This window comes from Streptomyces sp. ISL-12 (assembly GCF_018614415.1).
GTDB lineage: Bacteria > Actinomycetota > Actinomycetes > Streptomycetales > Streptomycetaceae > Streptomyces.
In genome coordinates this window covers 56,734-75,317 of record NZ_JAGGOO010000007.1, presented here as the reverse complement: position 1 = coordinate 75,317, position 18,584 = coordinate 56,734, and the positions used below count along the sequence as shown (strand labels likewise).

Below are 18,584 nucleotides of genomic sequence, written 5' to 3'. Positions count from 1 at the left end.
CAGAGAGGGACGGTCAGCCCAGTACGGCCAGCGCGTCGATCTCGATGAGGAGTCCGGCGGGCAGGCCGACGTAGACGGTCGTGCGGGCGGCCGGGGGCTGGGTGAGGCCCTGCTCCTCGAAGTAGGAGTTGTAGATCTCGTTCATCTCGGCGAAGTGGTCGACGTCGGTGAGGTAGACACGGATCATCATCACGTCGTCCCAGCTCGCGCCGCCCTCTTCCAGGATCGCCTTGACGTTGGCGAGGGTCTGGAGGGTCTGCTCGCGCAGGGTGGGGCCGGCCGGGGTCGGGGCCTTGCCCTCCTCGTGCGGGAGGAAGCCGACCTGGCCGGCGACCTGGAGGATGTTCCCCTTCTTCACGCCGTGGCTGAACTTCGCCGGCGGCACGGTGTGGGTGGAGGGGGTGAGCGCGGTCTTCTCGGTCATGCGGTGACTTCCTTGGCTGAGGCTGAGGCGGGGGTCCTGCCGGAGTACTCGCCGCTGATGGCGTCCGCCGTACGGCGCACCAGCGGGAGCAGGGTGAGGAGTTCGTCGGCGGTGACGACGACGTTCGGCGCGGAGACCGACATCGCGGCGACCACCCGGCCGGCCGCGTCCCTGACGGGTGCGGCGACGCAGTTGATGGACTCCTCGTGGCCGCCGAGGTCGGTGGCCCAGCCCTGTTCGCGCACCTTGGCCAGCTCCTTCAGGAAGGCGTCGGCGCTCGGTGTCGAACGGGACGTGTACAGCGGGTAGTCGAGCTGCTCGACGACCGCGCGCCGCTCGCCCTCGGGGAGGTCGGCCAGCAGCAGTTTGGCGACGGCGGCGACGGTGATGGCGACGGGCTTGCCGATCCGGGAGTACATGCGGACCGGGTAGCGGCTCTCCACCTTGTCGATGTAGAGGACCTCGTTCTCCTCGTAGACGGCGAGGTGGACGGTGTGGCCGCAGGTCTCGTTGAGGCGTACGAGGTGGGGGTGGGCGATCTCGCGGACGTCCAGGTTCTCCATCGCCTCCTGGGCGAGGGCGATCAGCCGGGAGCCGAGGCGGTAGCGCTGGTCGGACTGGCGGTAGACGAAGCCGTGCTCGTGCAGGGTGCGCAGCAGGCGCAGGGCCGTGGACTTGTGGACGCCGAGGGCGTCGGCGACCCGGCCGAGGTCGGCGGGGCCCTCGGCGAGCAGCGGCAGGATGCTGAGCGCGCGGTCGACGGTCTGGCTCATGGGGTGCGTACCTCCTCGTCGGCCTTCTCGGCACGGGTCCAGCCGGGGCCGAGTCGCAGTCTCCCCCATGCCCGCTCGTCCAGGGCGGCCAGGCGGTCGGCCAGGTCGCGGGCCGGGGGCGGGGCGAGGTCGCCGGGGACGGTGAGGGCGGCGGCGGCCCAGAGGTGGCCGTGGCGCAGCCGGTCCCCTACCGGCAGTCCGCGCAGGGTGGCGGAGAGGAATCCGGCGGCGAAGGCGTCACCGGCGCCCACGGCGGCGACGACGTCGACGCGGAGGGCCGGTACGGAGGTGGCGTCCGGGCCGTGGAAGGCGGTGGCACCGGCGGCGCCCTCCTTGACGACCAGCAGTTCGGGCTCCGGCAGCGCGTCCCGCACGGCCCGCGCGCCGCGCAGGCCCCAGGCGTCGCGGGCCTCGTCGTCCCCGACGAACACGATGTCCGCTCCCCGCGCCAGTTCCAGCAGGACCTCGGGGCCGCCCGCCGCACGGCTCCACAGCCCGGAACGGTAGTTCACGTCGAAGGACACCCGTGGCCGTTCCGCGTGGCGCGCGGTCAGTTCCCGCATCAGCCGCAGGCAGTCGGCGGAGAGCGCGGCCGTGATGCCGGACAGGTGCAGCACGCGCCCGGCGCGGACGGCGGCCAGGTCCACCGTCCGCGGGGACATGGCGGAGGCGGCCGACCCGGCCCGGTAGTACGCCACCTCGTGCGCGTCGGTGCCCCGGTCCCCGGCGGTGCGGAAGTACACGCCGGTCGGGCGTGCCGGGTCCCGCCGGACGGCGCTCACGTCGACGCCGTAGCCGCCGATCGTCTCCACCAGGTGGTCGCCGAAGCCGTCCGCGCCGACCCGGCCGACCCAGCGGGCGGAGTGGCCGGCGGCGGCGAGCACGCAGGCGACGTTGGACTCGGCGCCGCCGATGGCCCGGTCGAAGGAGGGGACGTCGGCCAGCCGCCCGGGGCGGGAGGGCAGGAAGGTGACCATGGACTCGCCGAGCGTGACGACATCGACGGCATCCATGGGCAGGCTCCTTGTCGTGTCCGGCGAGTGTCGTGTCCGGCGGGTTGTCGTGTCCGGCGAGCGGCGGCTCCGTTGACCCGCGTTCGCCGAGATGTTAGACAGCGGTAAGCGACATACGCAATGAGCGTTGCAGAGAACGCAACACCCTGTGTCAGCGCAACACCCCGTACCAGCGCAACACCCCAGCCCGACGCAGCACCTCAGACCAACGCAGCACCTCAGACCAACGCAGCACCCGAGACCTGGGAGGCCCGATGGCCCTCGACACCGGTACCGAAGCCCTCGCCCGCCTGGCCGAGGAGCACGTCGACCACCGCTTCAAGGGCCTCCCGCCGGACGCGCACGGCCTGACCGTCGCCGAGCTGGCCGCCCAGCGCCGGAACCTCTTCACCGGCGGCTTCACCACCCCCGTGCTGGCCCTGTCCGCCGAGCGCCTGGCGCACAACCTCGCGCTCATGGAGACGTACGCCGCCCGGCACGGCCTGGCCTTCGCGCCGCACGGCAAGACCTCCATGGCGCCCCAGCTCTTCCACCGGCAGATCGAACACGGCGCCTGGGGCATCACCCTCGCCGTGCCCCACCAGGTGCGGGTGGCGCGGGCCTTCGGCATCCGGCGGGTGTTCCTCGCCAACGAACTGGTCGACGCCGCCGCCCTGCGCTGGATCGCCGCCGAGCAGGACGCCGACCCGGACTTCCGCCTCGTCTGCTACGTCGACTCCGTGCGCGGGGTGGAGCTGATGGACGCGGCGCTGGAGGGGGCCGCGCGCCCGCTGGACGTGGTCGTGGAGCTGGCCGCGGGCGAGGGCGCGCGGACCGGCGCCCGCACCGAGGCGCAGTGCGCGGCGGTCGCGGACGCGGTGACCGCCGCCCCGGCCCTGCGGCTGGCCGGGGTCGCCGGGTACGAGGGCGAGGTGCCGGACGCGGATCCGGAGCGGGTGCGGGCGTATCTGCGCCGGCTGGTGGCCCTGGCGGCCGACCTGGACAAGCAGGGCCGTTTCGGCGGGGCGGACGAGATCGTGGTGAGCGCGGGCGGCAGCGCCTGGTTCGACGCGGTGGCCGACGTGTTCGCGGAGGTCCCCGCCCTCTCCCGGCCCGTGCTGAAGCTGCTGCGCTCCGGCGCGTACGTCTCGCACGACGACGGGCACTACCGCGAGCTGACCCCCTTCAACCGGGTCCCCGAGGAGGGCGCGCTGGAGCCCGCGTTCCGCCTGTGGAGCCAGGTCGTCTCCCGGCCCTCCCCCGAGCAGGCGTTCACCAACGCGGGCAAGCGGGACGCGGCGTACGACCTCCACCTCCCCTTCGCCCAGGTGATCCGCCCAGGCGGTGGCGCCGAGCGGCCGGCCACCGGCGTCACGGTGACCGGCCTGTCCGACCAGCACGCCTGGCTGCGCACGGCGGCCGAGGCGGACCTGGCGGTCGGGGACTGGGTCGGGATGGGCCTGTCCCATCCGTGCACGTCGTTCGACAAGTGGCAGCTCATCCCGGTCGCGGAGGCGGACGGGACGGTCGTCGAGTACATCCGTACGTACTTCTAGGAGGGCTCCGACATGGAAGAGCTGGTCATCCGGGACGCCGACGTGGTCGACGGTTCCGGCGCGGACGCCTACCGGGCGGACGTCGTGGTCGACGGCGGCCGGATCGTGTCGATCGTCCAGGAAGCCGCGGCGGCCGGCTGCCAGCGGCCCACCGCCCGCCGGGAGCTGGACGCCGAGGGGCTGGTCCTGGCCCCCGGCTTCATCGACATGCACGCGCACAGCGACCTGGCGCTGCTGCGCGACACCGACCACAGCGCGAAGGCCGCGCAGGGCGTCACCCTGGAGGTCCTCGGCCAGGACGGCCTGTCCTACGCCCCGGTCGACGACCGCACCCTCGGCGAGGTGCGCCGCGCGATCGCGGGCTGGAACGGCCCCGGTGACGACCTCGACCTCGACTGGCGCTCGGTCGGCGAGTACCTGGACCGCCTCGACCGGGGCATCGCGGTCAACGCCGCCTACCTGATCCCGCAGGGCACGGTGCGCGCGCTCGCCGTCGGCTGGGAGGACCGGGAGGCGACACCGGCCGAGCTGGACCACATGCGGCGGCTGGTCGCCGAGGGCATGGAGCAGGGCGCGGTCGGCATGTCGTCGGGGCTGACGTACACGCCCGGCATGTACGCCGAGGACGCCGAGCTGACCGAACTGTGCCGGGTGGTGGCGTCGTACGGCGGCTACTACTGCCCGCACCACCGCTCCTACGGGGCCGGGGCGCTGGAGGCGTACGCGGAGATGGTCCGGCTGGCCCGGGAGGCGGGCTGCCCGCTGCACCTGGCCCACGCCACCATGAACTTCGGCGTCAACAAGGGCCGCGCCCCCGAACTGCTGGCCCTGCTGGACGAGGCGCTGGCCGCCGGCGCCGACCTCACCCTCGACACGTACCCCTACACCCCCGGCTCGACCACGCTGGCCGCGCTGCTGCCGAGCTGGGCGAGCGAGGGCGGCCCGGAGGAGATCCTCAAGCGCCTCGCCGACGACGACACCGCCGAGCGCGTCCGGCACCACCTGGAGGTGACCGGTTCCGACGGCTGCCACGGCGTGCCCGTGGAGTGGGAGACGATCGAGATCTCCGGCACGGGCGACCCGTCGCTCGGGGCGTACGTCGGCCGTACGGTCCAGGAGTCGGCGACGGCCCGCGGCGAGACCCCGTGGACGGTCGTCCGCCGGCTGCTCCTGGAAGACCGGCTGGCGCCCACCATCCTCCAGCACGTCGGCCACGAGGAGAACGTCCGCGCGATCATGCGGCACCGGGTGCACACCGGCGGCTCGGACGGCATCCTCCAGGGCGCGAAACCGCACCCGCGCGCCCACGGCACCTTCCCGCGCTACCTCGGGCACTACGTGCGCGAGCTGGGCGTGCTGTCGCTGGAGGAGTGCGTGGCCCACCTCACCTCGCGTCCGGCCGCCCGGCTGCGCCTCCCCGACCGGGGGCTGGTCCGCGAGGGGTACCGGGCCGACCTGGTCCTCTTCGACCCGGCGACGGTCGCGGCGGGCTCGACGTACGAGGAGCCGCGCCGGCTGCCGACGGGCATCCCGCACGTCCTGGTGGACGGCCGGTTCGTGATCGAGGACGGACGGCGCACGGACGTCCTGGCGGGGCGGTCGGTGCGGCGGACGCCGTACCCGGTCCGGTGAATCCGGCCGGACCGCGCGGTCCACGTGGCGGAAAACACGGCCCGGCGACCGTTACCTGGCCGTAAGCTCGCGGTCATGCAGGTGATCCAGTCGACCAAGCTCGCCAACGTCGGTTACGAGATCCGGGGCCCGGTTCTTGAGGAGGCGATGCGGCTGGAAGCGGCCGGGCACCGCATTCTGAAGCTGAACACGGGCAACCCGGCGGCCTTCGGGTTCGAGTGCCCGCCGGAGATCCTGGAGGACATCCTCCGCAACGTGTCGACGGCCCACGGGTACGGCGACGCCAAGGGTCTGCTGGCCGCGCGCCGGGCGGTCGTCATGCACAACCAGACCCTGGGCATCGAGACGGACGTCGAGCACGTCTTCATCGGCAACGGCGTCTCCGAGCTGATCGTGATGGCGATGCAGGGGCTGCTCGACGACGGTGACGAGGTGCTGGTCCCGGCGCCGGACTACCCGCTGTGGACGGCGGCCGTCTCACTGTCCGGCGGCACGGCGGTGCACTACCGTTGCGACGAGCAGGCCGACTGGATGCCGGACCTCGCCGACATCGAGCGCAAGGTCACCGACCGCACCAAGGCGATCGTCATCATCAACCCGAACAACCCGACGGGCGCGGTGTACGACGAGGAGCTGCTGCGCGGGCTGACCGACATCGCCCGCCGCCACAACCTGCTGGTCTGCTCGGACGAGATCTACGACAAGATCCTCTACGACGACGCCGTGCACGTCCCGACCGCGTCGATCGCCCCGGATCTGCTGACGCTCACCTTCAACGGCATGTCGAAGGCGTACCGGGTGGCGGGCTACCGGGTCGGCTGGATGTCGGTGTCGGGGCCGCGCGCGCACGCCGCGTCCTACATCGAGGGCCTGACCATCCTGGCGAACATGCGGCTGTGCGCCAACATGCCGGGCCAGCACGGGGTGGTCGCGGCGCTCAGCGGAAGGCAGTCGATCAAGGACCTGGTGCTGCCGGGCGGGCGGCTGCGGGAGCAGCGCGACACGGCGTACGAGCTGCTGACCCAGATCCCGGGCGTGACGTGTGTGAAGCCGAAGGGGGCGCTGTACCTCTTCCCGCGTCTGGACCCCGAGGTCTTCAAGGTCAAGGACGACCGGCAGATGGTCCTCGACCTGCTCCGCCAGGAGAAGATCATGGTCGTGCACGGCACCGGCTTCAACTGGCCCGAGCCGGACCACTTCCGGGTGGTGACCCTGCCCTCGGCGGTGGACCTGCGGGACGCGGTGGGGCGCATCGGCCGCTTCCTGGACGGCTACAGCCAGCCCTGACGTCCGGTTCGCGAGAACACACAACTTTAGACTCAATCCAATGTAGGATGGTTTCCTGAATGTAGTCAGGAGGCCATCCATGTACGAGCCGATCCGTACCAAGTCGGTCCACAGCACGATGGCCGGCAGCACCCCGGACTTCCCCCACCGGTCCCGCGAGGAAGAGCTGGACATCCAGCTCGCGGGCCATCTGGCCGCACTGCTCGCCGTGACGGACGAGTTGCGGGCGCTGGCGCCCGGCGACGAGCTGGACGCGGCGGCCGAGCGGCTCGCCGGGCAGGTGGCCCGGCTGCGGGGAGGCGAGGCGCCGGCCCGCATCCCGCTGACCGCCGCGGAGAACCCCGCCCGCCTCGCGGACCTGCACCGACGGGCTCACACCCTGGCGGGCCGCGCGCTGGTGGTGGCGGCTTCCCGCGCCGACACGGCGGCGGCGATCCTCGCCGCCGAGCGGATGGACGCCCACACGGCGGCCCTTCAGCCGCCCGCGCTCGCCGCCCGCTGATCCGACACGGAGGCACCCCGGACATACGCCCGGGGTGCCCCTGTGCGTGGGGTCAGCCCGTGACGCGGACCGTCGCCGCCGCGGTGGACCCGGCGTGCAGGTCGTCGCCGGGCCAGCTGACCGTGTAGGTCGTGTCCCGGCGGGTGCGCGGCAGGTCGTCGAGGGTGAAGGTGCCGTCGGCGGCGACCGTCACCGACGACAGCGTCCCGGTGCCGAGCCGGTCGGTGCGCTCCACCGCCAGCACCGCCCGCTCGGGCAGCGCCGCGCCCTGCGCGCTGAACGTGCCGGTGATGTGCACGCCGGCGGCCTTCGACGCCTCCGCCGGGGCGGTGAGCGCGATCGAGCTGGCCGCCTTGCCGACCGACACCGTCCGGACGACGTCGGTGGCCGGGCGGTGGGTGAGGTCGCCGAGGAACGACACCGTGTACGTGGCCTCGCCGACCAGGTCCGGCTCGTCCAGCACGGTGAAGGTGCCGTCCGCCTTGACGGTCGCGGTGCCGATCTCGTGCGTACCGGCCGCGTCGGTGCGGGTCGCCGTGACCTTCAGCGGCTCGGTGGGCGCGGGGCCGTCCAGCTCCAGCCTGCCGCGCACCGCCAGCGCCTCGCCCGCGGCCGCCGCGGCGGGGCTGTGGGTCAGCCCGCCGGTGAAGCGGGTGTCGTACTGGACGGCCGGCGGCTGGACGACGTGCAGCCAGTACTGGCTCCCGGCGGTGTTGGTGGTGACCGCGAACAGCCGGGAGCCGTCGGCGGACCACTCGAGGCCGCGTGGCGCCACCCGGTCGCCGTCGAGGCTGCCGTCGAAGGCGAACTCCAGCGGCGGGGTCGTGTCCTGCGGGTCGGCGGGCGAGAGCAGCAGGTCGGGCGTGGCACCGGAGGCCGAGGCGCCGCGCGCGAGGTACTTCCCGTCCCCGCTGAAGGCGACGGCGGAGGCGGCGGCGCCGGCCGGCAGCGCCGGGTAGCCGGTCGCGGCGTCGGACAGGTCGTCGGTGTTCAGCAGCCGGGTCCCCGCGCTCGCGTCGGCGACGGCGACCTCGCTGCCGTCCGCGGAGAACGCCATGTCCTTGAAGTTGAGCGCGCCCTTGCCGTCGGCGTCGGCGAACCGGCGGCCGGCCGTGCGCACCAGGGTCTCCCCGCTCGCGTCGAACACCGCGACGAACGGGTTGGCGGCCTTGGTGTTCGACGGCTGGCCCATCATCAGCCGGTCCCCGGGACCCGCCTCCAGCTGGAGCTTGCCGTAGTCCTGCCAGCCGCTGCGCTGCAAGGTGTTGTCGGGCAGGCTGTAGTCCAGGTACGTGAGCGTCGCCTCGCACTCGGAGGTGTAGCTGGTGACGGTCGGCGACGTGTGGTACTCCTTGCCGCCCGCGAAGGCCAGGCTGCGCCCGCAGGTGTCCGAACTGGCCGACGTGCTGCCGAGCGCCTGGTACGTGGTGGTGTCGTACCGCAGGATGCTCCCCTGGCCGCCGACGTAGAGCACGCTGTTGTCGGTGTTCAGCGCCAGGCCGGAGACATAACGCGTGGTGGTGATGGTGGCGACCCGCACACCGGAGAAGTCGTAGACGGCGATGAGACCGGTGTTGGACGAATAGCCCAGGTTGCTGTCGGCGACGTACACGCGCTGGTGCTCCGAGTCGACGGTCAGCGCCGAGAACGAGGAGATCGGCAGCTTGGCCACCAGGTCGGAGGCGGCGGCGTGCGCGGCCGGTGCGGCGGTGACGGTCAGCGCGCCGGCGGCGAGCGCGGCGGCGAGCAGCGGGGCCGCGAGACGGCCGGCGCGTCTGGTACCTCGGACTCTGTTCAACTGTTCCCCCCACAGGATGCGTCGATGACCCGAACGGCAGTTCGGGTCCGGCAAGATCGGGAGCGTACACCGCAACGCCCCGCGACACGGCGGGATTTCTCGGCGTGGCGCGCGGAACGACCCGTTCCTGTTGCATACCGGTATGGCCCGGACACCCTTCGTTCACCCGGGACACCGGGGAACGTCGGCTTCCGCGAGGATGCTCCGCCTGTGAGACGTATCGCAGGAATAGTCCTCGCGGTCCTGCTCGTCGGCGGTGTGGTGGCAGCCGTCGTCGCGGGACGGGACAGCGGGGAACAGAGCACGGCAACGAAGACCGTGCGGGCCGTGATCGGGTCGGAGAAGGCGGAGTTCTTCGCCGACCCGGACGTGGTGGAAGCCCTCGCCGCCCAGGGCTGGACCGTGACCACCGAGACCTCCGGGTCCTGGGCGATGGAACAGCTCGACCTCAAGGGCTACGACCTCGCCTTCCCCTCCAGCCAGGCCCCCGCCGACGAACTCGCGCAGCGGTACGGCGTACGGGAGCCGCTGCCCCGGCCGTTCTACTCGCCGCTGGTCGTCGTCGCCCACCGCGCCGCCGCCGACGTACTGGCGGCGAACGGCCTGGCGACCCTCGGCCGCACCCACGGCGGCACCCTGAGGACCGACGCCTTCCTGGACGCCGCCCGCGACGACCGCACCTGGCAGCAGCTCAAGGGCGCCGGGAAACACGGGGAGCTGCGCGGGACGGTCTACGTCTCGACCACCGACCCGGAGTCCTCCAACTCCGGCGCCCTGTGGCTCGCCGCCGCCTCCTACGTCGCGGGCGGCGACCGGGTCGCCGCCTCCGACGCGGACGTGGCGCGCACCGCGCCCCTGATGCGCGAGCTGGTCCAGGTGCAAGGCGCCCAGCAGTCCAGCTCGGACGCCGCGTTCCGGGACTTCGTCAGCGGCGTCGGCAACCCGCTGGTGCTGGTGTACGAGTCCCAGGTCGCCGCCCTGCTCCAGGAGGACCGGGACGTCGGCGACCTCACCGTCCTCTACCCGGACACCACCGCGACCAGCGACCACACGGTCGTACCGCTGACCGAGGACGGCCGGAAGCTGGGCGAACTGCTCGCCGGCGACCCGGAGCTGCGCGGGCTCGCCGTCCGGCACGGGTTCCGGCCGCAGGGCGCCACCGCCGAGTTCACCCGGGCGACCCAGGACCACACCGCGTATCTCAACCAACAGCTGACCGGCGTCCGGCAGGCGCCCGTGCCCACCTCCGAGGTGCTGCGCGACATCGCCCGCCGGGCCCGTGGATGACGGGGGACCCGGCATGACCGACAACGACACCAGTTTCGTCCTCACCCCGCCCGAGCCGGTGGCCGCCGTGGACCGGGAGAAGGCCGGCGGGCTCGTCCCCGTGGACGACGGCGTCCGCGCCGAGACGGCCCGCAAGGCCGCCGCCTACGTCGAGTCGCTGGCCGCGCTGGACGCCCGCTCCCCGGAGTTCGCCGGCAAGGTCGGCGAGATCACCGGCCTGGGCGCCGGCGAGATGCGGGCCGCAGCCGCGCAGTCCAACCGGATGCTGGAGCGGACCGTGCGCAGCCTGCCCGGCAAGGGCGGCGACGCCCAGGCGCGGGTGGCGGGCTCTCTGGTGGAGTTGCGCCGGGTCGTGGAGGACCTGGACCCGCGCGACCTGCCGGCCGCCAAGGGCCGCCGGTTCCTCTCCCGGCTGCCCGGCGGCAACAGACTGCGCGACCACCTCGCCAAGTACGCCTCCGCGCAGGGCACGCTCCACGCGATCGTGGGCTCCCTGCGCGGCGGACAGGACGAACTGCGCCGCGACAACGCCGCGTTGCAGACCGAGCGGGTCCGCCTGTGGGAGACCATGGGCAAGCTCCAGGAGTACGTCGTCCTCACCGAGGCCCTGGACACCGCCGTCGAGGAGCACATCGCCGGCGTCGTCGACCCCCAGGAGGCCGACGCGCTCCGCGCCGACGTCCTCTTCCCCGTCCGGCAGAAGCACCAGGACCTGCTCACCCAGCTCGCGGTGTGCGCGCAGGGCTACCTCGCCATGGACGTCGTACGCCGCAACAACGAGGAGCTGATCAAGGGCGTCGACCGGGCGGCGACGACCACCGTGTCCGCGCTGCGGATCTCCGTCATGCTGGCGTCCGCGCTCGACCACCAGAAGAAGGTCGTCGAGCAGGTCGACGCGTTGCGCGGCACCACGGAGGACCTGATCCGGGGCAACGCGGAGATGCTCGCCACGCAGAGCGGCGAGATCCAGCGGATCGCCGCCGACCCGGCGGTCGGCGCGGACACCCTGCGCCAGGCGTTCCAGCAGATCTACCGCACCCTGGACACCATCGACAGCTACAAGGTGCGGGCCACCGAGGCGATGGCGGCCACGGTCGAGTCGCTGACCGCCGAACTCCAGCAGGCGAGCGGCTACTTGGAGCGCAGCCGCTCGCAGGGCGCACTGGACGGCGGTCTCGCATGAGACGCCGTCGTACCGAGGAGCGCCGCCCGCGTGGCCGCGCCCTCGCCGCCTGTCTGACCGCCGCCGCCCTCGCCCTGCTGACCGCCTGCACCACCGACGACGACGGCGCCGCCGCCGGCATCTCCACCCCCGGCGTCCCCGGCCCCGCCGAACCCGGCACGCTGCGCGTCCTCGCCTCCAGCGAACTGACCGACATGGCACCGGTGCTGGAGCAGGTCCGCGAGGACACCGGCGTCACCGTCCGCCTCACCCCCATGGGCACCCTCGACGCCGTCGACATGCTGGCGAAGGGGAAGACGGACGGGCAGTACGACGCCGTGTGGCTGTCGTCCAACGACTATCTGCGGCTGCGCCCCGAGGCCGCGCGGCAGGTGGTCTCCGAGACGCCCGTGATGACCAGCCCGGTCGCCATCGGCGTACGGGACGCCACGGTGCGGGAGCTGGGCTGGAAGCCCGACGGTGTCACCTGGTCCCAGGTCGAGGAGGCCGTCGCGGACGGGAAGCTGACGTACGGCATGACCGACCCGGCCCGCTCCAACTCCGGCTTCGCCACGCTGGTCTCGGTGGCCTCCGCGCTCTCCGGCGCCGAGGCGGCGCTCACCGACGCGGACGTGCGCGAGGCCCGGCCCCGGCTGAAGGAGTTCTTCCAGGGCCAGCAGCTGACCTCGGGCTCCTCGGGCTGGCTGGCGGCGGCCTACGAGCGGCGCGGGAACGTCGACGCGCTGCTCAACTACGAGTCCGTCCTCCAGGGCATCGACGGTCTGACGGTGATCCGCCCCCGCGACGGCGTCGTCACCGCCGACTACCCGCTCTCCTCTCTGGCGTCCACGGGCGCCGCGACCCGCGAGGACGTCCGGAAGGTGGCCGACGCCCTGCGCACCGAGCGGCTCCAGCGGCGGATCACCGACACCACCCTGCGCCGCCCGGTCGTCGCCTCCGTCGCCCCCGCCGCCGGTCTCGGCACCGAACGCCGCCGCGAACTGCCCTTCCCCGGCACCCGCTCCGTCGCCGACGGCCTGCTCGACTCGTACGAGAACGAACTGCGCCGCCCCTCGCGCACGGTGTACGTCCTGGACACCTCCGGTTCCATGCGGGGCGACCGCCTGGCGGGCCTGAAGGCCGCGCTCACCGGCCTGACCGGCGACTTCCGGGAACGGGAGGAGGTCACGCTGATGCCGTTCGGCTCGGAGGTGAAGAGCGTGCGCACCCATGTCGTGGACCCGGGGGATCCCGAGCGGGGCCTGTCGGCGATCCGCGCGGACACCGAGGCGCTCACCGCGTCGGGCGACACCGCCGTCTACACCTCGCTGGAGAAGGCGTACGGCCACCTCGGCGGCGACGAGGACACGTTCACGTCGATCGTGCTGATGACGGACGGCGAGAACACCACCGGCGCCGACGCGGCCGACTTCGACGGCTTCTACCGCGCGCTCACCGCCGAACAGCGGCGGATCCCGGTCTTCCCCATCCTCTTCGGCGACTCCGACCGGGCGGAGCTGGAGCACATCGCCGACCTGACCGGCGGCCGGCTGTTCGACGCCCGGCAGGGGTCGCTGGACGGCGCCTTCGAGGAGATCCGTGGCTACCAGTAAGGCATGGGCCTACGTCGAGTCCCGGAAGAACCTGACCGGCAGCGCCTGCGGTCTCGCCGGGCTCGTGCTGACCTTCACGGGGGTCGCGGGACCGTACTGGCCGGTGGTCGTCGCCGGTCTGTACGGCGCGGGCGCGCTGATCGCCCCGCCGGAGCGGCCCGCCCCGCCCGCCTTCCCCGACCCGTCCGCCCAGCTCGACGAGATCCGCGCCGACTGGGAGCGGCTCGGCGCCTACCTCGCGGACGCCGACCTGCCGCCGGCGGCGGCCGGGCGCCTCACCGAACTGGCCGAGCTGCTCGGCGCGCTGCTGGAACCGGGCTGGGTCACCGGGGTGCTGGCCCAGGACCCGGAGGGGGTGCACACGCTGACCCGGGCGGTGCGGCAGGACGTCCCCGAGGCCGTCGACGCGTATCTGCGCACCCGCTGGTGGCACCGGATGACGCCGGGCGGCGAGCCGCCGGAACGGCATCTGGAACGCCAGCTCGGTCTGCTCCACGAGGAGGCGTCCGCGCTGGCCGCGCGGCTGCGGGAGACGGAGGAGCGCCGCCAGGAGACGCACACGCGGTATCTGGAGGACCGCCCGAACTGAAGCGGTATGGGCCGGGTCCGTCGCACGCCGTTGTGCGGGGACCCGGCCCGGACGGGGCGCCTCCGGCTGCTCCGGGACATCGAGCTACTGGAGCGGGACGAGCCCTCTCGCGGCCGGCCTTCGTGACGACATCGCTGGTCAGGGCGGAGCCGGACCGGCCGCGAAGTTCTGTGCGGGGGGGGTGCGGGGGTGCGCGCGGGGTGCGCGCGGGGTGCGCGCGGGGGTGTCAGCCCAGGCGCTCCACCAGTGCGCGGTACTGGTCCCACAGCTCCTTGGGCGTGTGGTCGCCGAAGGTGTCGAGGTGCTCGGGCACCAGCGCGGCCTCCTCGCGCCACACGTCCTTGTCGACGGTGAGCAGGAAGTCCAGGTCGGCGTCGGACAGGTCGAGGCCGTCGGTGTCCAGCGCGCCCTTGGCGGGCAGCACGCCGATCGGCGTCTCCACGCCCTCGGCCTTGCCCTCCAGCCGCTCCACGATCCACTTCAGGACGCGGCCGTTCTCTCCGAAGCCGGGCCAGACGAACCGGCCGTCGTCGTCCTTGCGGAACCAGTTGACGTAGTAGATCTTCGGCAGCTTCGCCTTGTCCTTGCCCTTGGCGACGTCGATCCAGTGGCCCATGTAGTCGCCCATGTTGTAGCCGCAGAACGGCAGCATGGCGAACGGGTCGCGGCGCAGCTCGCCGACCTTGCCCTCGGCGGCGGCGGTCTTCTCGGAGGCCACGTTGGCGCCGAGGAAGACGCCGTGGTTCCAGTCGAAGGACTCGGTGACCAGCGGTACGGCGGTGGCGCGGCGCCCGCCGAAGAGGATCGCCGAGATCGGCACGCCCTTGGGGTCCTCCCACTCGGGCGCGATGATCGGGCACTGCGCGGCGGGGACGGTGAAGCGGGCGTTGGGGTGGGCGGCCGGGCGGTATTCATTTGCTTCGCGGGCGGACTCGGGCGTCCAGTCGTTCCCCTTCCAGTCGGTGAGATGGGCCGGGGTCTCCTCGGTCATCCCCTCCCACCACACGTCGTTGTCGTCGGTGAGGGCGACGTTGGTGAAGACGGCGTTGCCCCACAGCGTCTTCATCGCGTTGGCGTTGGTGTGCTCGCCCGTGCCGGGCGCGACACCGAAGAAACCGGCCTCGGGGTTGATCGCGTACAGCCGCCCGTCCTCGCCGAACCGCATCCAGGCGATGTCGTCGCCGATGGTCTCGACCGTCCAGCCCGGGATGGTCGGCTCCAGCATGGCGAGGTTGGTCTTGCCGCAGGCGGAGGGGAAGGCGGCGGCGACGTACTTCGCCTCGCCGCGCGGCGGGGTCAGCTTCAGGACGAGCATGTGCTCGGCGAGCCAGCCCTCGTCGCGGGCCATGACGGAGGCGATGCGCAGGGCGTAGCACTTCTTGCCGAGCAGGGCGTTGCCGCCGTAGCCGGAGCCGTAGGACCAGATCTCGCGGTCCTCGGGGAAGTGCGAGATGTACTTGGTCTGGTTGCAGGGCCAGGGGACGTCCTGCTGTCCCTCGCCCAGCGGGGCGCCCAGCGAGTGCACGGCCTTGACGAAGAAGCCGTTCTCGCCCAGCTCGTCCAGGACCGGCTGTCCCATGCGGGTCATGGTGCGCATGGAGACGGCGACGTAGGCGGAGTCGGTGATCTCGACGCCGATCGCGGACAGCGGCGAGCCCAGCGGCCCCATGCAGAACGGCACGACGTACATGGTCCGGCCGCGCATCGACCCGCGGAACAGGCCGTTCTCTCCGCTGAAGATCTCCCGCATCTCGGCGGGGTCCTTCCAGTGGTTGGTCGGGCCGGCGTCCTCCTCCTCGGCGGAGCAGATGAAGGTCCGGTCCTCGACGCGGGCGACGTCGGAGGGGTCGGAGGCCGCGTAGTAGGAGTGGGGGCGCTTGACCGGGTCGAGCTTCCGGAAGGTGCCCTTGGCCACCAGCTCCTCGCACAGCCGCTCGTACTCGGCCTCGGATCCGTCACACCAGACCACGGCGTCCGGCTGCGTCAGTTCGGCGATCTCGTCCACCCACGAGACCAGCTCCTGGTGCCGGGTGGGGACGGGGGAAGCCGCGATGTCGCGCGCCACGATTGCTCCTCAAGGCGGGGATGTGTTGTTGACAGGCCCCGTGGGGGCTGCGACCCGGACGCCCGCCCGGGATCACCCGAGCGCTCATCCGGTGCCGACCGCACTCATTTGATCATCCGACGCCCGCGCCCATCTGTCCAGAGGAGCGCACACCTGAGCGACGTGAGGAGCGCCACGCACCTCGCCTCTCCGCCGCACACCCGCCCGTTTTTTTGCGTATACGTTGAGTTCACCTGGTACTTCCTTTACTCGGCGACCGGCCGTCGACCGTGAGACCATGGAACGCGCGACCGGATTCACACGGTTGTACTGACGCGTAACTTACGGTTCCGTAGGTACGATGCCGCGCATGACTGCGTCCGCCTCCGATGCGCACACGGATTCCCCGGCCGCCGGCCGCGGTCCCGTCGCGCTCTCCCTGCCGCATCCGGTCAAGCCCAAGCTCAGGGGCTGGCTGCACCTCGGGATGTTCCCGGCCGTACTCGTCGCGGGTCTCGCGCTCACCGCCCTCGCCGACTCGACCAGAGGACGGATCGCCTGCGGCGTCTACGTCCTGACGGCCTGTCTGCTGTTCGGCGTGAGCGCGCTGTACCACCGGGGCGACTGGAGCCCCCGCATGGACGGCATCCTGCGCCGCCTGGACCACGCCAACATCTTCCTGATCATCGCGGGCACCTACACCCCGCTGACCATGCTGCTGCTCCCCGAGGCCAAGGGACGGTGGCTGCTGTGGGGCATCTGGGCCGCCGCGGTGGCCGGCATCGCCTTCCGCGTCTTCTGGGTCGGCGCCCCGCGCTGGCTCTACACCCCCTGCTACCTCGCCATGGGCTGGGCGGCCGTCTTCTACCTGCCCGACTTCATGCGGGCCGGCGGCATCGCGGTCCTCGTCCTGGTGGTCGTCGGCGGGGTGCTCTACAGCGTCGGAGGCGTCGTCTACGGCATCAAGCGCCCCAACCCCTCCCCGCGCTGGTTCGGCTTCCACGAGGTCTTCCACTCCTTCACGCTGGCCGCGTTCATCGCGCACTACGTGGGGATCTCGCTGATCGCCTATTAGGGGCCGCCGGCCGGGCAGGACAGTGGAGGGCATGACCCCGGCACATGCCCTCACCCCCTCCGCTCCCGGAACCGTCCGGCAACCGGGGCTGCGGGAGCGGAAGAAGGCCAGGACGCGCCGAGCGATCAGGGACGCCACGTACGCCCTGATCCGCGAGCGGGGGTACGACGCCACCACCGTCGAGCGGATCCCGAGCGCGCCGAGGTCTCCCCCAGCACCGTGCTGCGCTGCTTCCCCACCAAGGAGGACATCGTCCTCACGGACGAGTACGCGCCCCTGGTGGAGGAACTGCTGCTCCGGCGCCCGGCCGACGAACCGGTGCCGGAGTCGATCCGGTGGGCGCTGCGCCGGGCGACCGCCCTCGCCCTGGGCGACCGTCCGCACCCCGGCAGCCGGGAGGAGACGGTGCTCCGCGTCCGGCTGATGGCCGAGGTCCCGGCCGTCCGCACCCGGCTGAGGGAGAGCGTGTCCGTCACCGGCCGCCTGATGAGCCGCGCCCTGGCCGGGCGCACCGGCCGCGGCGAAGCCGACCTGGAGGTCCGCGTCTACGTGACGGGCCTGATGGGAGCCCTGCTGGAGGCGCTGGTCTACTGGGCCGAGCGGGACTGCCGGGACGACCTGACCCACCTGACCGACCGCGCCCTCGACGCCTTCCGCGACCTGCCCGCCACGGGGTCCCCGCGGGGGGCTGCCACGGGTTCCCGGCAGGGGGGCTGCCACCGGTGCCCGGCAGGGAGCTGCCACCGGTCCCCGGCAGGGAGCTACCACCGGTCCCCCGACCGAGCCCGCCACCCGTTCCCCCCACAGGTCAGCCACCGGTCCCCGGCAGGGAGCTGCCACTGGTCCCCGGCAAGGGGGCTGCCACCGGTCCCCGGCAGGGAGCTGCCACCGGTCCCCCGACCGAGCCCGCCACCCGTTCCCCCCACAGGTCAGCCACCGGTCCCCGGCAGGGAGCTGCCACCGGTCCCCGGCAAGGAGCTGCCACCGGTCCCCCGACCGAGCCCCCCGCCAGTTCCCCGCACAAGCCCGTCACCGGTCCCCGCACGGACCCGCCCCCGTCCCCGGACGCCGGAGAAGCACCGGCCCCAGGGTCGGCGATCATGACATCCTGACGAGGTGAACGGTCCCGAGATCCGCGTCGAGTTCGCCCCCGAGCTGCTTCTCTTCGTCCCCCGGGCACGCCGGTCCGGCGCCACCCCGGCCGCCGTCGACGGCGTTTCCACCCTCGGCCACGTCGTGGAGTCCCTCGGCGTCCCGCTGACCGAGGTCGGCAGCCTCGTCGTCGACGGCCGCACCGTGCCGCCCGGGCACATCCCGACGGCCGGCGAGTCGGTGACCGTGCGCCCCGTGGACCGTCCGCAGCGGGTGCCGGGCGCCCCCTTGCGCTTCCTCCTCGACGTGCACCTCGGCACCCTCGCCCGCCGCCTGCGCCTGCTCGGCGTGGACACGGCGTACGAGTCCTCCGACATCGGCGACCCGGCGCTCGCCGCCCGCTCCGCCGCCGAGCGCCGCGTCCTGCTCAGCCGCGACCGGGGCCTGCTGCGCCGCCGCGAACTGTGGGCCGGCGCCTTCGTCTACAGCACCCGCCCCGACGACCAGCTCCACGACGTACTGCACCGCTTCGCCCCCGACCTGCGCCCCTGGACCCGCTGCACGGCCTGCAACGGCCTGCTGCGCGCGGCCACCAAGGACGAGGTCGCCGACCAGCTGGAGAGCGGTACGCAACGGTCGTACGACGTCTTCGCCCAGTGCACGGAATGCGGCCGGGCGTACTGGCGGGGCGCCCACCACGAGCAGCTCGAGGCGATCGTCAACCGCTACGTCCCGTGAGGGGCGCGAGCGGCCACGAC

The 18,584-nt window shown here is 72.8% G+C and carries 15 protein-coding genes and 1 pseudogene; 11 read left to right on the top strand and 5 right to left on the bottom strand.

The features are described 5' to 3' along the window. Positions 1 to 13: 13 nt before the first annotated feature. The 3 genes from J7I94_RS01735 to J7I94_RS01725 are packed head-to-tail and all read right to left on the bottom strand — an operon-like array spanning position 14 to position 2,210. Entirely contained in the window at positions 14 to 424 is a 411-nt protein-coding gene (locus tag J7I94_RS01735; RefSeq protein WP_215164639.1) for a RidA family protein, read from the bottom strand. Then, positions 421 to 1,197, bottom strand: a complete 777-nt coding sequence (locus tag J7I94_RS01730) for an IclR family transcriptional regulator (RefSeq protein WP_215164638.1) — start codon at positions 1,195 to 1,197, stop codon at positions 421 to 423. Before J7I94_RS01730 ends, J7I94_RS01735 begins: the two co-directional genes overlap by 4 nt. Then, positions 1,194 to 2,210 carry a sugar kinase gene (locus J7I94_RS01725; RefSeq protein ID WP_215164637.1) on the bottom strand — a complete coding sequence of 339 codons (1,017 nt, stop codon included), beginning with the start codon at positions 2,208 to 2,210 and terminating at the stop codon, positions 1,194 to 1,196. The genes J7I94_RS01730 and J7I94_RS01725 overlap by 4 nt, the downstream gene beginning before the upstream one ends. 254 nt (positions 2,211 to 2,464) lie before the next feature. On the opposite strand from J7I94_RS01725, the gene J7I94_RS01720 reads away from it, so the two are divergent. From J7I94_RS01720 to J7I94_RS01705, 4 genes are all read left to right on the top strand, one after another. Continuing rightward, positions 2,465 to 3,745: an amino acid deaminase gene (locus J7I94_RS01720; RefSeq protein WP_215164636.1), complete on the top strand. Its 1,281-nt coding sequence runs from the start codon at positions 2,465 to 2,467 to the stop codon at positions 3,743 to 3,745. Between the two features lie 12 nt (positions 3,746 to 3,757). Next, positions 3,758 to 5,377, top strand: a complete 1,620-nt coding sequence (locus J7I94_RS01715; protein WP_215164635.1) for an amidohydrolase family protein — start codon at positions 3,758 to 3,760, stop codon at positions 5,375 to 5,377. Positions 5,378 to 5,452: 75 nt separating this feature from the next. Continuing rightward, positions 5,453 to 6,664 (top strand): pyridoxal phosphate-dependent aminotransferase, encoded by a 1,212-nt coding sequence (locus J7I94_RS01710; RefSeq protein ID WP_215164634.1) that lies wholly within the window; start codon positions 5,453 to 5,455, stop codon positions 6,662 to 6,664. A gap of 79 nt (positions 6,665 to 6,743) precedes the next feature. Beyond that, the gene (locus J7I94_RS01705; RefSeq protein WP_215164633.1) at positions 6,744 to 7,166 is read left to right on the top strand and encodes a hypothetical protein; all 423 of its coding nucleotides are present in this window, start codon (positions 6,744 to 6,746) and stop codon (positions 7,164 to 7,166) included. A gap of 52 nt (positions 7,167 to 7,218) precedes the next feature. Here the strand turns inward: J7I94_RS01705 and J7I94_RS01700 are convergent, their stop codons facing one another. Further along, on the bottom strand, positions 7,219 to 8,964 hold the full coding sequence (locus tag J7I94_RS01700) for an Ig-like domain repeat protein (protein ID WP_215164632.1): 1,746 nt from the start codon (positions 8,962 to 8,964) through the stop codon (positions 7,219 to 7,221). A 210-nt stretch (positions 8,965 to 9,174) separates the two neighbouring features. Between J7I94_RS01700 and J7I94_RS01695 the strand changes: the two genes are divergently transcribed. Genes J7I94_RS01695 through J7I94_RS01680 form a run of 4 tightly spaced genes read left to right on the top strand, consistent with a single transcriptional unit; the run spans position 9,175 to position 13,615 of the window. After that, a complete protein-coding gene (locus tag J7I94_RS01695) occupies positions 9,175 to 10,251 on the top strand; it encodes a substrate-binding domain-containing protein (protein WP_215164631.1) in 1,077 nt (358 codons plus the stop codon). A 13-nt stretch (positions 10,252 to 10,264) separates the two neighbouring features. Further along, positions 10,265 to 11,434, top strand: a complete 1,170-nt coding sequence (locus J7I94_RS01690) for a toxic anion resistance protein (RefSeq protein WP_215164630.1) — start codon at positions 10,265 to 10,267, stop codon at positions 11,432 to 11,434. After that, positions 11,431 to 13,026 (top strand): VWA domain-containing protein, encoded by a 1,596-nt coding sequence (locus J7I94_RS01685; RefSeq protein ID WP_215164629.1) that lies wholly within the window; start codon positions 11,431 to 11,433, stop codon positions 13,024 to 13,026. The genes J7I94_RS01690 and J7I94_RS01685 overlap by 4 nt, the downstream gene beginning before the upstream one ends. Beyond that, positions 13,013 to 13,615: a hypothetical protein gene (locus J7I94_RS01680; RefSeq protein ID WP_215164628.1), complete on the top strand. Its 603-nt coding sequence runs from the start codon at positions 13,013 to 13,015 to the stop codon at positions 13,613 to 13,615. Before J7I94_RS01685 ends, J7I94_RS01680 begins: the two co-directional genes overlap by 14 nt. 226 nt (positions 13,616 to 13,841) lie before the next feature. Here J7I94_RS01680 and J7I94_RS01675 read toward each other — a convergent pair whose 3' ends face one another. Continuing rightward, positions 13,842 to 15,680, bottom strand: a complete 1,839-nt coding sequence (locus tag J7I94_RS01675) for a phosphoenolpyruvate carboxykinase (GTP) (RefSeq protein ID WP_215164627.1) — start codon at positions 15,678 to 15,680, stop codon at positions 13,842 to 13,844. Between the two features lie 349 nt (positions 15,681 to 16,029). Between J7I94_RS01675 and J7I94_RS01670 the strand changes: the two genes are divergently transcribed. The 3 genes and pseudogenes from J7I94_RS01670 to J7I94_RS01660 all read left to right on the top strand — a co-directional run bounded on the left by J7I94_RS01670 (position 16,030) and on the right by J7I94_RS01660 (position 18,564). Continuing rightward, on the top strand, positions 16,030 to 16,734 hold the full coding sequence (locus J7I94_RS01670) for a hemolysin III family protein (RefSeq protein WP_215164626.1): 705 nt from the start codon (positions 16,030 to 16,032) through the stop codon (positions 16,732 to 16,734). Positions 16,735 to 16,765: 31 nt separating this feature from the next. Next, positions 16,766 to 17,394, top strand: a pseudogene (locus tag J7I94_RS01665) (TetR/AcrR family transcriptional regulator); the annotation flags it as partial. A gap of 456 nt (positions 17,395 to 17,850) precedes the next feature. After that, on the top strand, positions 17,851 to 18,564 hold the full coding sequence (locus J7I94_RS01660; RefSeq protein ID WP_215164625.1) for a Mut7-C ubiquitin/RNAse domain-containing protein: 714 nt from the start codon (positions 17,851 to 17,853) through the stop codon (positions 18,562 to 18,564). Positions 18,565 to 18,584: the final 20 nt, after the last annotated feature.